14 protein-coding genes are annotated in these 13,229 nt (G+C 72.5%); 9 read left to right on the forward strand and 5 right to left on the reverse strand.

From position 1 onward, the window contains the following. Window positions 1–1,345 precede the first annotated feature (1,345 nt). The gene (locus O2W14_RS05910) at window positions 1,346–1,747 is read right to left on the reverse strand and encodes a cytochrome c oxidase subunit 4 (RefSeq protein WP_269175148.1); all 402 of its coding nucleotides are present in this window, start codon (window positions 1,745–1,747) and stop codon (window positions 1,346–1,348) included. Between the two features lie 33 nt (window positions 1,748–1,780). Continuing rightward, entirely contained in the window at window positions 1,781–2,662 is an 882-nt protein-coding gene (gene ctaC, locus O2W14_RS05915; protein ID WP_269175149.1) for an aa3-type cytochrome oxidase subunit II, read from the reverse strand. Between the two features lie 286 nt (window positions 2,663–2,948). Between ctaC and O2W14_RS05920 the strand changes: the two genes are divergently transcribed. From O2W14_RS05920 to asnB, 3 genes are read left to right on the forward strand one after another with little or no spacing between them, the layout of a single operon-like run. Beyond that, window positions 2,949–3,314 (forward strand): metalloprotease, encoded by a 366-nt coding sequence (locus O2W14_RS05920; protein WP_269175150.1) that lies wholly within the window; start codon window positions 2,949–2,951, stop codon window positions 3,312–3,314. Beyond that, window positions 3,304–3,639, forward strand: coding sequence for a DUF3817 domain-containing protein (locus tag O2W14_RS05925; protein WP_269175151.1), 336 nt, complete (start codon window positions 3,304–3,306; stop codon window positions 3,637–3,639). Before O2W14_RS05920 ends, O2W14_RS05925 begins: the two co-directional genes overlap by 11 nt. A gap of 52 nt (window positions 3,640–3,691) precedes the next feature. Continuing rightward, a complete protein-coding gene (asnB, locus tag O2W14_RS05930) occupies window positions 3,692–5,626 on the forward strand; it encodes an asparagine synthase (glutamine-hydrolyzing) (RefSeq protein WP_269175152.1) in 1,935 nt (644 codons plus the stop codon). 425 nt (window positions 5,627–6,051) lie between these two features. On the opposite strand, the gene O2W14_RS05935 is transcribed toward asnB, so the two are convergent. Then, window positions 6,052–6,411 (reverse strand): HesB/IscA family protein, encoded by a 360-nt coding sequence (locus tag O2W14_RS05935; protein WP_269175153.1) that lies wholly within the window; start codon window positions 6,409–6,411, stop codon window positions 6,052–6,054. 219 nt (window positions 6,412–6,630) lie between these two features. Between O2W14_RS05935 and O2W14_RS05940 the strand changes: the two genes are divergently transcribed. Both O2W14_RS05940 and O2W14_RS05945 read left to right on the forward strand, forming a co-directional pair. Then, a complete protein-coding gene (locus O2W14_RS05940) occupies window positions 6,631–7,239 on the forward strand; it encodes a DUF3043 domain-containing protein (protein ID WP_269175154.1) in 609 nt (202 codons plus the stop codon). A gap of 72 nt (window positions 7,240–7,311) precedes the next feature. Then, a complete protein-coding gene (locus O2W14_RS05945; protein WP_269175155.1) occupies window positions 7,312–8,295 on the forward strand; it encodes an aldo/keto reductase family protein in 984 nt (327 codons plus the stop codon). Between the two features lie 60 nt (window positions 8,296–8,355). Here the strand turns inward: O2W14_RS05945 and O2W14_RS05950 are convergent, their stop codons facing one another. Then, entirely contained in the window at window positions 8,356–8,568 is a 213-nt protein-coding gene (locus O2W14_RS05950) for a hypothetical protein (protein ID WP_269175156.1), read from the reverse strand. A gap of 124 nt (window positions 8,569–8,692) precedes the next feature. Between O2W14_RS05950 and O2W14_RS05955 the strand changes: the two genes are divergently transcribed. The 3 genes from O2W14_RS05955 to O2W14_RS05965 are packed head-to-tail and all read left to right on the forward strand — an operon-like array spanning window position 8,693 to window position 10,453. After that, window positions 8,693–8,947, forward strand: coding sequence for a DUF3618 domain-containing protein (locus tag O2W14_RS05955; protein WP_269175157.1), 255 nt, complete (start codon window positions 8,693–8,695; stop codon window positions 8,945–8,947). Continuing rightward, window positions 8,944–9,216 (forward strand): DUF4235 domain-containing protein, encoded by a 273-nt coding sequence (locus tag O2W14_RS05960; protein WP_269175158.1) that lies wholly within the window; start codon window positions 8,944–8,946, stop codon window positions 9,214–9,216. Before O2W14_RS05955 ends, O2W14_RS05960 begins: the two co-directional genes overlap by 4 nt. A gap of 49 nt (window positions 9,217–9,265) precedes the next feature. Next, the gene (locus O2W14_RS05965; RefSeq protein WP_269175159.1) at window positions 9,266–10,453 is read left to right on the forward strand and encodes a YihY/virulence factor BrkB family protein; all 1,188 of its coding nucleotides are present in this window, start codon (window positions 9,266–9,268) and stop codon (window positions 10,451–10,453) included. 60 nt (window positions 10,454–10,513) lie between these two features. Here O2W14_RS05965 and gcvT read toward each other — a convergent pair whose 3' ends face one another. Next, window positions 10,514–11,632 (reverse strand): glycine cleavage system aminomethyltransferase GcvT, encoded by a 1,119-nt coding sequence (gene gcvT, locus O2W14_RS05970; protein WP_269175160.1) that lies wholly within the window; start codon window positions 11,630–11,632, stop codon window positions 10,514–10,516. A 70-nt stretch (window positions 11,633–11,702) separates the two neighbouring features. Between gcvT and O2W14_RS05975 the strand changes: the two genes are divergently transcribed. Then, window positions 11,703–13,217 carry a leucyl aminopeptidase gene (locus O2W14_RS05975; RefSeq protein WP_269175161.1) on the forward strand — a complete coding sequence of 505 codons (1,515 nt, stop codon included), beginning with the start codon at window positions 11,703–11,705 and terminating at the stop codon, window positions 13,215–13,217. Window positions 13,218–13,229: the final 12 nt, after the last annotated feature.

Genomic DNA, 13,229 nt, shown 5'->3' on the forward strand with positions numbered 1-13,229 from the left:
GCTCGCCCCAGGTGGGCGACGTGGATCCGCGCCCCGGCCAAGGCACAGCGGCGACACACCGGCGCGTGCCCCGGTGAGACGCCATGGCACCCTGCCGCGAAGCAGAGCTGTCTGGGTTCTCGGCGGAGCGGGTCGGACTGCGTCACCCGGAGTCGTGGACAGGCCACAGGTTCCCCTCACCAGGCCGGGCGCGACCGGCCCCCGGACCGCGCCAGCAGGCCCGAGCGCGGGTGGCAGGGCGCGGCTGGCAGATCCGAACGTGAGTGCCAGGCTGCGCCTGGTGGATGCGGGCGCAGAATCTGAGCCGGCCGTGGGCCTCGCGGGCTCAGGCTGTCCTCGTTGGGTGAGCAGCACGTGCGTCCTCTCACCAGACGCCCAGAGCTGGCGCAGCCCGAAACGCCTCCGTGTGCGTCGACACGCGTACGCACGCGGACGCCCAGCTGCGTGCGGCGCCCACCGACAGGCGGCAGACCTGCTCACGGCACACGGCGTCCCAGCGGGTCCGCTCTGCGGAGCCACGCAGCCCGGGGACCGCCACATGAGCGGAGCCCTTCGGCACACCGCGCTGGACCATCCGGTGCTGCTGTCCGCAGTATCGGGCACCGGCGCCTGCATCGCAGGTCCATCAGCCGTGTGACGATCGGGCACCAGGACCCGGCACTCTGAGGACCCGACACCCCAATCGGTCGGCGCGAGGTGACCCACTCGCCGGACACCGATCCAGCGTGGACCTCAACACCCTCAGCGCTAGCCGATCAGCGTGACAGGCCCCTGCTGTCAGCGCCCCGGAGCATCGGCCCGCCAGCCGTTCGGCGTCGCCGATCGCACACCGGTCGCACGCACCCTGTCGTCCGGCCACTGCCCTTGCACCGGACGTCGACACAGGCGGCCCGGGGCGCCGGCCACGCATCCACGATGCGCCGGGCGCCGTGACCCCGGCACCGGCACCGGCACAGGGACACCACGAGCGAGCGGCGGCGGTCCGAGCTCGTGGAGGGCTGTCTGATCCGCCCCTACCGGCCCTGACTCGGCAGCGAGCCAGCGGTTCCGCGGAGCCCCGGCAGGCCGGTACCCAGGTGTTGCAGGCGTGGAGGGGTGGGCCGTGACGTCACGAGCCCGTGGGCAGCTGGACGAGCCGCCCCGATGCCAGCTGCTGCAGCCGAACACCTGGGCCACCAGGACCTGAGGCACCACGCGCCTGGGGCACCAGGCACCCGGGGCACCAGGCGGACGGGCGGCCGGCGTCGGACGGCTCACCCAGGAGCCGGGGTGAGGCAGGCCCCGCAACGCACGACGGACCCCTCCCCGGTGGGGAGGGGCCCGTCGTGGCCGAGGAGTGCTGGTCTCAGCTGTGCGCGTTCTGACCGACGTAGTACTCGAACAGCAGGCCACCGATGGTGAGCAGCAGCGCGATGCCCGCGATCAGGATCAGCCAGGGGTAGTAGAACGCCAGGGCCAGACCCATCAGCGCGGCGGAGAGGGCCAGACCGAAGGGCCAGTAGCTCGCCGGGCTGAAGAAGCCCAGCTCGCCGGCACCGTCGGCGATCTCGGCGTCCTTGCTGTCCTCGGGCCGGGCGTCGATGCGCCGGCTGACGAACCAGAAGAAGCCACCGATCAGCGCGGTCAGCCCGGCCGAGAGGGCCAGTGCCGTCGTGCCGATCGGCTCCTTCGACCAGAAGCCGTAGACGAACGCGGCCACGATGCAGAACACGGTGATCAAGTTGAAGATGAGCGCTTCGACCTTCACGGCCGCTCCTCCTGGTGCTGCGGGGTGAACAGGTCAGTCATCCGAGGCCGCCGCCGACGACTGCTCGCGCTCGAGGTCGAGCGGACGGGTCGACGTCGAGTTGCCCGGCTGACCGATGCTCTCGAGTGCGTCGTGGGTCGACAGACCGTCCTCGCGGGCGGCGAGGTAGGCCTCGTAGTCGGCCGAGTTGACCGACCGGACCTCGAAGTTCATGTAGGCGTGGTACGTCCCGCACAGCTCGGCGCAGCGGCCGACGAAGGCACCCTCCTCGCGGACGGTCACCTCGAAGACGTTGTCGCGGCCGTTCTCGTTGCCCGGGACGACGTCGAGCTTGAAGAGGAACTCCGGCACCCAGAACGAGTGGATGACGTCCGCAGAGGCCAGCTCGAACCGGATGGTCTGGTCGGTGGGGACCACCAGGATCGGGATCTCGGTGCTCGACCCGACCGTCGACACCGGCTCGCCGCCGTTGCTGTCGGTGGTGTCCGGGTAGACGAACTGCCAGTTCCACTTGAACGCGTTGACCGCGATGGTCACGTCGGGGTCGGCGCTGCGCTGCATGACCCGGTTCTGCGTGCTCACGGTGAAGAAGAACAGCACCGCGATGATGATGAACGGGACGATCGTGTAGATGATCTCCAGCGGGAGGTTGTACGCCGTCTGGCGCGGGACCTCGTCGCCGCGCTTGCGGTACCGGATCGCCGCGTAGGCGATGAGCGCCCACACCGCGATGCCGACCACGAGGGCGGCGATGGTGGAACCGATCCAGAGGGAGTGCATCCGGGCGGCCTCGTCGGTGATGCCCTCGGGCCATCCCCAGCTGAGCCAACCGCCCTGCACGTCACACCCGCTGAGCGTCAGAGCACCCAGGAGACCGAGCCCGGCGACCTTCGCCAGCTTGCTGCGTCGAGCCACTGCTCGCTGCCTCCTCATCCCCCGCGTGGCGGCACCACGCGGTCTCACCGGCGGGTGTCCCTCGGTTGCCCGACAGGCCTTGCCCACCTCGACCACAGTCTCCCCGAGACTAGCCGACCACGCTCGTCGTCCCGGGGGCGGGAGCAGGGGCGCGGCGGGTCGCACCCCGGCGTGCCGCAGCGGGCCCCGCCGGCGCCGGGCGCGATGGTCGTCGGGCCCCACGCATGTGCCCGGCGCCTCCCCGGTACGGCGCCTCGCCCGCCGGGCCGCCGACTACAGTCGAGGCGTGTACTCACGCGTCCTGACCGTGCGGTGGGTGCTGTTGCACCTGCTGGTGCTGGCGCTGTTCGTGGCGACGTTCTTCCTGGGCAACTGGCAGCTGGGCAAGGCCGAGGGCGGCGGTGGCGCGGTCAACTGGAGCTACGCGCTGCAGTGGCCGCTCTACGGCTTCATGGGCCTGGGCTTCTACCTGCGGATGTTGAAGGACGAGCTCAACCGCGACCCCGCCGACGACGAGCCGGGCAACGCCGTCGTGCTGTACCAGCGGCCGCGCATCGACACGACCGGTGACCCGGAGCTGGCCGCCTACAACGCCTACCTGGCCGACCTGAACGCCAAGGCCCTCGGACAGGAGACGCCCCGTGGGCGCTGACACGGCACTCTCCCCCCGGATCGCCGGCGCCCTGAACAGGTACCGGGTGCTGGCCTACGTCGTCGGGGTCATGCTGCTGGTCCTGGTCGCCGTGGCCATCCCCCTGAAGTACGCCGCGGACGTCCCGGAGGTCTCGGCCGTCGTCTCGCCGATCCACGGCCTCTTCTACGTGGTGTACCTGATCACCGCGTTCGACCTCGCGCTCAAGGCCCGGTTCACCAGCAAGGGCACCGTCCTGGTCCTGCTGGCCGGCGTCATCCCGTTCGTGTCCTTCGTGGCCGAGCGGCGGGTGACGGCGCGGGTCCGCGCCGGCCAGCCCCTCTGACCGGCTGCACCACCGCTCCTCCCCCGTCCCCCACCCCCTGGAGACCTCCCGCATGTGCGGCCTGCTGGCCTACCTGTCCACCGACGCCGCCCGCGTCGACGAGCAGACCGTCTCGGGGGTCCAGCACGCCCTGCGCTGCCTGCGCCACCGCGGTCCCGACGACCGCGAGGTGTGGTCCGACGGGAACGCCGTCCTGGGGTTCAACCGGCTGGCCTTCATCGACATCGAGGGCAGCCCGCAGCCGATGCCCTACGCCGACGGGCGCTACCGGATCGTCTTCAACGGCGAGATCTACAACTACCTGGAGCTCCGCGAGGAGCTGAGGGCCGCCGGCGCGGTCTTCGCCACCGAGGGCGACACCGAGGTCATCGTCGCCGGCTGGCACCTGTGGGGCGAGGCCGTCGTCCCCCGGCTGCGCGGCATGTTCGCCTTCGTCATCTGGGACACCCAGACCGGGACGGCGTTCGGCGCCCGGGACGCCTTCGGCATCAAGCCGCTGTTCACCGCACGCCTGGCCGACGGCGGACTGGTCTTCACCTCGGAGAAGAAGGCGCTGCTGGAGCTGCTGGGCGGCAGCGCCGGGGCCGGCGGCGTCGACGCGGCATCGCTGCAGCACTACCTGACGCTGCAGTACGTGCCCGAGCCGGCGACGCTGCACCGCGGCATCCGCCGGATCGAGAGCGGCACCAGCTTCACCGTCGCCGACGGTGAGCTCACCACGAAGCGCTGGTTCCACCCGACGTTCACCCCGCGTCCGGTCACGCCCGGTGGTGAGCAGGCCCTCTACGCCCGCATCGCCGAGGTGCTCGACGACTCGGTGGCCAAGCACATGCGCGCCGACGTCACCGTCGGGTCGTTCCTCTCCAGCGGCATCGACTCCACCGCCATCGCCGCCCTGGCGCACAAGTACAACCCCGACCTGGTCACCTTCACCGTTGGCTTTCAGCGCCAGGCGCAGTCGGAGGTGGAGATCGCCGCGGAGTCCGCCGCGATCCTCGGCGTCAAGCACGTGCCGATCGAGGTGAGCGCGCAGGAGTTCGCCGACGCGATCCCCACGGTGGTCTGGTACCTCGACGACCCGGTCGCCGACCCCGCGCTCGTGCCGCTGTACTTCGTGGCCCGCGAGGCCCGCAAGCACGTCAAGGTCGTGCTGTCCGGCGAGGGCGCCGACGAGCTGTTCGGCGGCTACACGATCTACCGCGAGCCGCTGAGCCTGGCCTGGGCGTCCAAGCTGCCCGCGGTGGGCCGGCGGGCGCTGGCCGGGCTGTCCCGTCTCGTCCCCGAGGGGGTGCGCGGGCAGGACCTGCTGGTGCGCGCCTCGACGCCCCTGGAGCAGCGCTACTACGGCAACGCCCGCAACATGCGCGAGGACGAGCTGGCCACGCTCATGCCCGGCCGCGACCGGGACCTGTCGCACGTCGACGTCACCGAGGCGCTGTACCGGCAGACCCGCGAGGCCGGCTACGACGACGTGACCGCGATGCAGTACGTCGACCTGTTCACCTGGCTGCGCGGCGACATCCTGGTCAAGGCCGACAAGATGACCATGGCCAACTCCCTGGAGCTGCGGGTGCCGTTCCTGGACCCCGAGGTCTTCGCCATCGCCAGCAGCCTGCCGGTCGAGCAGCGGGTCCCCGCCCGCGGTGACGCGACCAAGTACGCGCTGCGGCAGGCGATGGCCCAGATCGTGCCGCCGAAGATCATGAACCGGCGCAAGCTGGGCTTCCCGGTGCCGACGGCGGAGTTCCTGGCCGGCCCGCTGCACGAGTGGGCCCGCGGCATCGTCACCGACAGCCAGACCGACGAGTGGCTCGACCGCGACCACGTGCTCCTCCTGCTGGAGCGGCTGCGCTCCGCCGAGGTGCCGAGCAAGCGCATCGCCCGTCAGGTGTGGGAGGTGCTGGTCTTCATGATCTGGCACGGCATCTTCGTCGAGGAGCGGATCCACCCGGAGGTCCCCGAGCCGGTCTACCCGGTGCGGCTGTGACCGGCGGGGGCCGTGCCCGGCTGGTCACCGCGGTGGCCGGCTCCCTGCTGACCGCGGGACTGCTGACCGCCTGCTCCGGTGCCGACGACACCCCGCCGACACCCTCGACCTCGACCTCCACCTCAGGGTCGTCGTCCGGTGGCGCCCCCTCCCCGACCGGCTCCACGAGCCGGACGACGGCGGCGCCGACCACCGCAGCACCCACCAGTGCGTCACCCACGGCCGTGCCCAGCGGGTCACCGCCGTCCCCGCGGCGCACCGTGCCCAGCCCGTCGTCCGGGCTGCCGGTCCCCGTCCCCACCGGGGCGACGACCGAGAACTGAGCCCGGCCGGCACCTCGCCCGGGACAGCACAGTGCCCGGCACCCCCGAGGGGGTGCCGGGCACTGGGACGATGCGGACCCGCCCGCGAGGGCGGGGGCTACATCAGTGGAACGAGTCGCCGCAGGCGCAGGAGCCGCCGGCGTTCGGGTTGTCGATCGTGAAGCCCTGCTTCTCGATGGTGTCGACGAAGTCGATCGTCGCGCCGCCGAGGTAGGGGGTGCTCATGCGGTCGACGATGACCTCGACGCCGCCGTACTCGAAGGTCTGGTCACCGTCGAGGAAGCGCTCGTCGAAGAAGAGCTGGTAGCGCAGGCCGGAGCAGCCACCGGGCTGGACGGCGATGCGCAGCCGCAGGTCGTCGCGACCCTCCTGCTCCAGCAGGGCCTTCACCTTGGACGCGGCGGGGGCGCTGAGGATGACGTCGGTGGTCGTGCCGGGGGCCTGCGTGTCCTGAACGGTCATGTTGTGGTCCTCCCACACTCGAGGGTGTGCTGCTCGGCCCGCCACGGGGACGGACTCCTGCCATCAATGAGCACTGACGGCCAACACCGCCGGAGCGGAGCTGCTTCCCACTGTACGGCGCCGATGCCGGGCGGGACAGCAACCGCACCCCACCCGGAGAGGGCACGAGGGTCCACGACGGCACGGGAGGGGGCCCGTGGCCACGTAGACTCCACAGCCGTGAAGCTCCGCCTGCCCGGCCGCCGCGCCGACACCTCGACGCCGGACACGACCGTCGTCACCCCGCACGGCTCGACGGCCGTCGGCGCGGGCAAGGGCCGCCCGACCCCCAAGCGCAACGAGGCCCAGGGACGCCGCACCGGGCCGGTCCCGCCGCCGCCGACCACGCGCAAGGAGGCCTACCGGCGCCAGCGCGAGCAGCAGCTGGCCGGCCGGGGCAGCGCCCGCGAGGCAGCGGCCCGCGGCGACGACAGCGCGCTGACCCCCCGCGACCGGGGCCCCGAGCGCCGGCTGGTGCGCGACATCGTCGACGCCCGCCGCAACCTGGGCAGCTTCTTCCTGGTCATCGCCGCCTTGCTGCTGGTCAGCCTGGTCGTGCCCAGCCAGTCGCTGCAGGTGTACTCGTCGCTCCTGCTCTACGCGTTCTTCCTCGTGCTGATCGTCGACTCGATCGTGCTGGGCCGGAAGATCAAGGCCAAGGTCACCGAGCGGTTCCCGAACACCACGCAGAAGCACCGGAGCCTGATGTTCTACGGGATCAGCCGCGCCACGATGGTCCGCCGCTGGCGGTACCCCAAGCCCCAGGTCGCCCTCGGCGCCGAGGTCTGACGGAGGACCCCCTCGCCTGCGCCTTGCGAGGGGGCCGGGGTCGTTAGCCACGCTCAGGGCTAACGTCGGGTCGTGCAGACACGACGCCTCGGCCGCAGCGGCCTGACCATCTCCGAGATCGCCTACGGCAACTGGCTCACCCACGGCAGCCAGGTCGAGGAGGACGCCGCGCACGCCTGCGTGCGGGCCGCCCTCGACGTCGGGATCACCACCTTCGACACCGCCGACGTCTACGCCGGCACCAGGGCCGAGTCGGTGCTGGGCCGCGCACTGGCCGGGCAGCGCCGCGAGGGCCTGGAGGTCTTCACCAAGGTCTACTGGCCCACCGGGCCCGGCGCCAACGACCGTGGGCTGTCCCGCAAGCACATCATCGAGAGCTGCAACGCCTCGCTGCAGCGGCTGCAGACCGACTACGTCGACCTCTACCAGGCGCACCGCTACGACGCCTCGGTGCCGCTGGAGGAGACGATGACCGCCTTCGCCGACCTCGTGCGCCAGGGCAAGGTGCTCTACCTGGGCGTCTCGGAGTGGCGCGCCGAGGAGATCGCCGCGGCCGCCGAGCTGGCCCGCGAGCTGAAGGTCCAGCTGATCAGCAACCAGCCGCAGTACTCGATGCTGTGGCGGGTGATCGAGGCCGAGGTGGTGCCCACCAGCGAGCAGGAGGGCCTGTCCCAGATCGTCTGGTCGCCGCTGGCGCAGGGCGTGCTGACCGGCAAGTACCTGCCCGGTCAGCAGCCGCCGGCCGACAGCCGCGGCGGGCACGCCACCGTGGGCGGCTCGATGAAGGGCTACCTCACCGATGACGTGCTGACCCGGGTCCAGCAGCTGCGCCCGATCGCCGACGAGCTGGGCCTGTCGATGGCGCAGCTGGCGGTCGCCTGGGTGCTGCAGAACTCCAACGTCGCCGCGGCGATCATCGGGGCCAGCCGTCCCGAGCAGGTGCACGACAACGTCAAGGCCGCCGGCGTCACCCTGCCGGCCGAGGTGCTCACCCGCATCGACGACGTCCTCGGCGACGTCGTCGAGCGCGACCCGGCCAAGACCAGCCGGGGCTAGCGGTACCTGCCCTCCCGCCCCTCGCGTGCCCGCACGTCGTGGGACGGGAGGGCCTTCGCGCTACGAGGCCGCCAGGCCCATCGGGCCGTAGACGCGCTCGCCGTCGCGCTGGAGGGTGACCGTGGCGATCCCGCGCTCGAGCAGGTCGCGCCAGGCCTCCCCCAGCCAGGACTCCGCGTCGCCCTGGTTGTCGCACGCCGGCACCTCCACACCGAGCGTGGCGGGGTCCACGGGCGCGCCCGTCGGGTCTTCCAGCTGCCAGGTCCAGCTCATGCGGCGAGGCTAGCGAGGACGACGGCCCGGCGCCGGGCCGATGGCGTCGATCTTGGTTTACCCGGTGAGTCGATCGGGGCATGGGAGACGCGCACCGCTTGCGCCCCGAGACCGCGGAGGACCCATGAGCAAGCCCACCCCTGCGGACATCCAGGCCGAGATCGACGCGACCCGTGAGCGACTGGGCGAGACCGTCGACCAGCTCGCCGCGCGGCTCGACGTACCGGCCCGCACCCGGGCGCGACTGACGGAGAGCGCGCTGCGCACCCGCGACACCGCGGTGGAGACCTACCGCGAGAACCCGCCGGCCGTGATGGGGGCCGCCGCGGCCCTGCTCACCGCGGTCGTGGGCCTCGTCATCTGGAGGAGCAAGCGATGAGCAAGACCGCCAAGGCCGTCTACCGCCCCATCGGCCTGATCGGCAGCCTCGTGGCCAGCTCGATCGCCGCGACCCTGTTCCAGGTGGTGTGGAAGAAGGTCACCCGTCGGGACGACGCCCCCACCGCCATGCAGAGCGAGTACCGGCTGCGGGAGATCCTCGTGGCCTCCGCCGTCCGCGGTGCGATCGTCGCCGTCGTGAAGGCCCTGGTCAGCCGGGGCGGTGCCCGTGGCTTCACCAAGCTGACCGGCGCCTGGCCCGGCGACTGACCCCCCGCCACCCCCCCGTCCCGCCTCCAGACACGAAGGAACGCCCCCGATGGTGGACACCACCGACAACGCCGTCGAGCGCATCCGTCAGCGCGTGCAGGAGAAGGCCGCGCGCCGGGCGGCTGCCCGGGCGGGCGCCGACCGCGCCACGGACCCGGCGCCCTACACGGGTGCGACGACCGCCACGGTGGTGGCCACCGAGCGCCAGGAGGCCCAGCGCCCGGCGCCGGAGGTGCCCAGTGAGGCCGAGCTGCCCGGTGTGCAGGCGGAGAAGCCCACCGACATCCCCGCGCGCGGCTGGGTGCAGATCGTCAAGCGTGCCTGGGCGGAGAACGGCGCCGACAACATGCCGATCATCGGCGGCGGCGTGGCCTTCTTCGGCTTCCTGGCGATCTTCCCGGCGCTGATCGCGGCCATCTCCCTCTACGGCCTCATCGCCTCACCGGAGACGGTGGCCAGCCAGATCGAGTCGCTGTCGGGCCAGCTGCCCGAGAGCGCCCAGTCACTGCTGGCCGACCAGCTCACCGCCATCACGTCCAACAGCGGCGGCGCGCTGACGCTGAGCCTGATCATCTCCATCGCCGGTGCGCTGTGGAGCGCCTCCGGCGGCGTCGGGAACCTGATCAAGGCCGTCAACATCGCCTACGACGAGGTCGAGACCCGCAACTTCCTCAAGCTGCGGCTGCTCTCCCTGGCGTTGACCCTGGGCGCCATCGTCTTCGTCCTGATCACCTTCTCCCTGGTGGCCGTCGTCCCGGTGGTGCTCGACGCCCTGCCGCTGGGGGTCTTCGGCACGATCCTGGCCCAGGTCATCCGCTGGGGGCTGCTGCTCGGGGTGATGGCCGGGGCACTGTCGGTGCTCTACCGGGTCGCCCCCGACCGTGACGCCCCCAAGTTCCGCTGGGTCAGCCTGGGCTCGGTCTTCGTCACCGTCATCTGGGCGGCGATCAGCCTGCTGTTCAGCTTCTACGTCGACAACTTCGGGTCCTACGACAAGACCTACGGGGCCATCGCCGGCGTCATCGTGCTGATGCTGTGGCTGCAGCTGACCGTCTTCCTGGTGCTGCTGGGCGCGGAGATCAACTCCGAGACCGAGCACCAGACCGCGGTGGACACCACCAAGGGCGAGCCCCAGCCCATGGGCGAGCGCGACGCGACGATGGCCGACGAGGTCGCCGACCCGCCCGTACCGGACAAGAAGGACGAGGAGGAGGCGAAGGCCAAGGCCAACGCCTGACGGAGGACCCCCTCGGCCCCCACCGCTCCCGAGCTCGCAACGGACCCCTACGAGGGGGCCTCAGCGGACATGGGACTCCACGAACGGGGGCTTGCGGACGACGACGGGCTGCGGGCGGCCGCGGACGTCGACGGCCACCTCGTCACCCTCGGTGAGACCCGCGTCGGTGTCGAGCAGGGCGAGGGCGATCCCGGTCCGCAGCGTCGGGGAGAACGTCCCGCTGGTCACCTCACCGACCGTGCTCCCGTCGGCGGACAGCACGGCCATCCCCGGCCGCGGGATGCCCCGGCCGGGCGCCTGCAGGCCCCACAGCTGGCGGGCAGGGCCGGCCGCCTTCTCCGCCACCAGCGCCTCCCGGCCCCAGAACGCGTCCTTCCCCCAGCCCACGGCCCAGCCGGAGCGGGCCTGGTTCGGGGTGATGTCCAGCGACAGCTCGTGGCCGTGCAGCGGGTAGCCCATCTCGGTGCGCAGGGTGTCCCGGGCGCCGAGGCCGCAGGGCCGGATCTGCTCGGGCTCGCCAGCGGCCAGGAGGGCGTCCCACAGCGCGCCGGCCCGCTCGGCGGCGACCAGCAGTTCGTAGCCGTGCTCGCCGGTGTAGCCGGTACGGCAGACGGTCACCTCGTCACCGCCCGAGCCGGGGGTCTCGGCGAAGGACATGTAGGACAGCTCGCCGGGCAGGCCCACCGCGGCCAGCACCTCCGCCGCCCGCGGGCCCTGCAGGGCGAGGACGGCGACCTCGGTGTGCCGGTCGGTCACGGTGAGCCCGGCCGGCGCCGCCGCGGACAGCCGCGCGAGGACGTCGGCGGCGTTGGCGGCGTTGGGCACCAACAGGACGTCGTCCGGGCCGTGCAGGTAGACGATCAGGTCGTCGACGACGCCCCCGGCCTGGGGACCGTCGGCCACGCAGCACAGCGTGTACTGCGCCTGACCGGGGCCGATCCGCGTCAGGTCGTTGGTCAGGCACGAGTTCACGAAGTCGGCCGCACCGGGGCCGCGCACGGTCGCCGTGCCCAGGTGGGAGACGTCGAAGAGACCGACGCCCCCACGCACCGCCGTGTGCTCGGCGATCACCCCGCCGCCGGCGTACTCGATCGGCATCGACCAGCCGCCGAAGTCCGCGAACTTCGCGCCGGCGGCGACGTGCCGGTCGTGCAGGGGCGACAGGAGAGGGGAGGTCACGACCCGCCACGCTAGTGGTCGCTGCCACGCCGGTCGTACGCCGTCCTCACGTCCTCCCTACGATCGTCGCGTGCCGCCGACGATCTCCGCCACCGACCGCCCGCTCGAGAAGCTCTCCGCCGACGCCGTCGTCGTCGGGATCGGCCAGGGGCCGAACGGCCTGCTCAGCACGCCGGGGGCCGACGCGCTCGACCGGCTGCTCGGTGGCCGGCTGCTCGCCGCGCTGACCGACCTGGGCGCCCGCGGCGCCGAGGGCGAGGTCACCAAGCTCCCCACGTTCGGCCAGGGGCCGTTCCCGGTCGTGGCGGTCGCCGGTCTCGGCGCCCCGCAGGCCGGTGGTGGCTGGTCCCCCGAGGCGGTCCGCCAAGCCGCCGGCTCGGCGAGCCGCGCGCTGACCGGCCGCGGCTCGGTCGTCACGCTGCTGGCCGCCGTCGGTGGCGCGCCGGACGCCGAGCGCCTGCACGCCGTCGGTGAGGGCTCCCTGCTGGGCGCCTACGAGTTCACCGCCTACAAGTCCGCGCTGCCCGCCGACCGGCCCACCCCGCCGTCGTCGTTCGAGCTCGTCGTCCCCGACGCCGGCGCCGCCAAGGGCCCGCTGGCCAGGGTGCGCGCCGTGGCCCAGGCCGTCACGTTGGTCCGCGACCTGGTCAACACCCCGCCCAACGACCTGTACCCGGCCGAGCTGGCCGCCCGCGGCGCCGCTGCGGGCAAGAAGGCCGGGCTGTCGGTCGAGGTGCTCGACGAGAAGGCGCTCCTGGCCGGTGGCTACGGCGGCATCCTGGCCGTCGGCGGTGGGTCCTCGCGCCCGCCGCGGCTGCTGCGCATGGAGTACCGGGGCAAGAAGGCGCGGACGAGCGTGGCGCTGGTCGGCAAGGGCATCACCTTCGACAGCGGTGGCATCTCGATCAAGCCCGCCGCGCACATGGAGGACATGAAGAGCGACATGGCCGGCGCCGCGGCCGTCATCGCCACCGCGTGCCTGGTCGCCGAGCTCGGCCTCCCCGTCGACGTCACCGCCACCGTCCCGATCGCGGAGAACATGCCCAGCGGCACCGCCTACCGCCCGGCCGACGTGGTCACCTTCCGCAACGGGAAGAAGGCCGAGATCACCAACACCGACGCCGAGGGCCGCGTCGTGCTCGCCGACGCGATCTGCCGCGCGGTCGAGGACTCCCCCGCCCACCTGCTGGAGACCTCCACGCTCACCGGCGCGCAGCTGGTGGCGCTGGGCACCCGCACGTCCGGCGTCATGGGCAGCGACGACCTGCGCGACGCCGTCGTGGCCGCCAGCAAGCGCAGTGGCGAGCCGATGTGGCCCATGCCGCTGCCCGCCGAGCTGCGCCGCGGCCTGGACTCGTCGGTGGCCGACCTGGTCAACGCCAACCCCGACCGGATGGGCGGGATGCTCGTGGGCGGGCACTTCCTCGCCGAGTTCGTCCCCTCGGGCCTGCCGTGGGCGCACATCGACGTGGCGGGCCCGGCCTACAACACCGGCAGCCCCTGGGGGCACACGCCCAAGGGCGGCACCGGCGTCCCGGTCCGCACCCTGCTGGCCACCATCGAGGACCTCATCGCCCAGGCCTGACCCGGCCGGGCC

It is taken from the genome of Modestobacter sp. VKM Ac-2986 (assembly GCF_026967795.1).
Classification (GTDB): domain Bacteria; phylum Actinomycetota; class Actinomycetes; order Mycobacteriales; family Geodermatophilaceae; genus Modestobacter.

Bases quoted from the DNA above. Each gene is read 5' to 3' on its own strand.
- asnB (WP_269175152.1), top strand. From the start codon at position 3,692: ATGTGCGGCCTGCTGGCCTACCTGTCCACCGACGCCGCCCGCGTCGAC.
- O2W14_RS05965 (WP_269175159.1), top strand. From the start codon at position 9,266: ATGGTGGACACCACCGACAACGCCGTCGAGCGCATCCGTCAGCGCGTG.
- O2W14_RS05955 (WP_269175157.1), top strand. From the start codon at position 8,693: ATGAGCAAGCCCACCCCTGCGGACATCCAGGCCGAGATCGACGCGACC.
- O2W14_RS05960 (WP_269175158.1), top strand. From the start codon at position 8,944: ATGAGCAAGACCGCCAAGGCCGTCTACCGCCCCATCGGCCTGATCGGC.
- O2W14_RS05935 (WP_269175153.1), bottom strand. From the start codon at position 6,411: ATGACCGTTCAGGACACGCAGGCCCCCGGCACGACCACCGACGTCATC.
- O2W14_RS05950 (WP_269175156.1), bottom strand. From the start codon at position 8,568: ATGAGCTGGACCTGGCAGCTGGAAGACCCGACGGGCGCGCCCGTGGAC.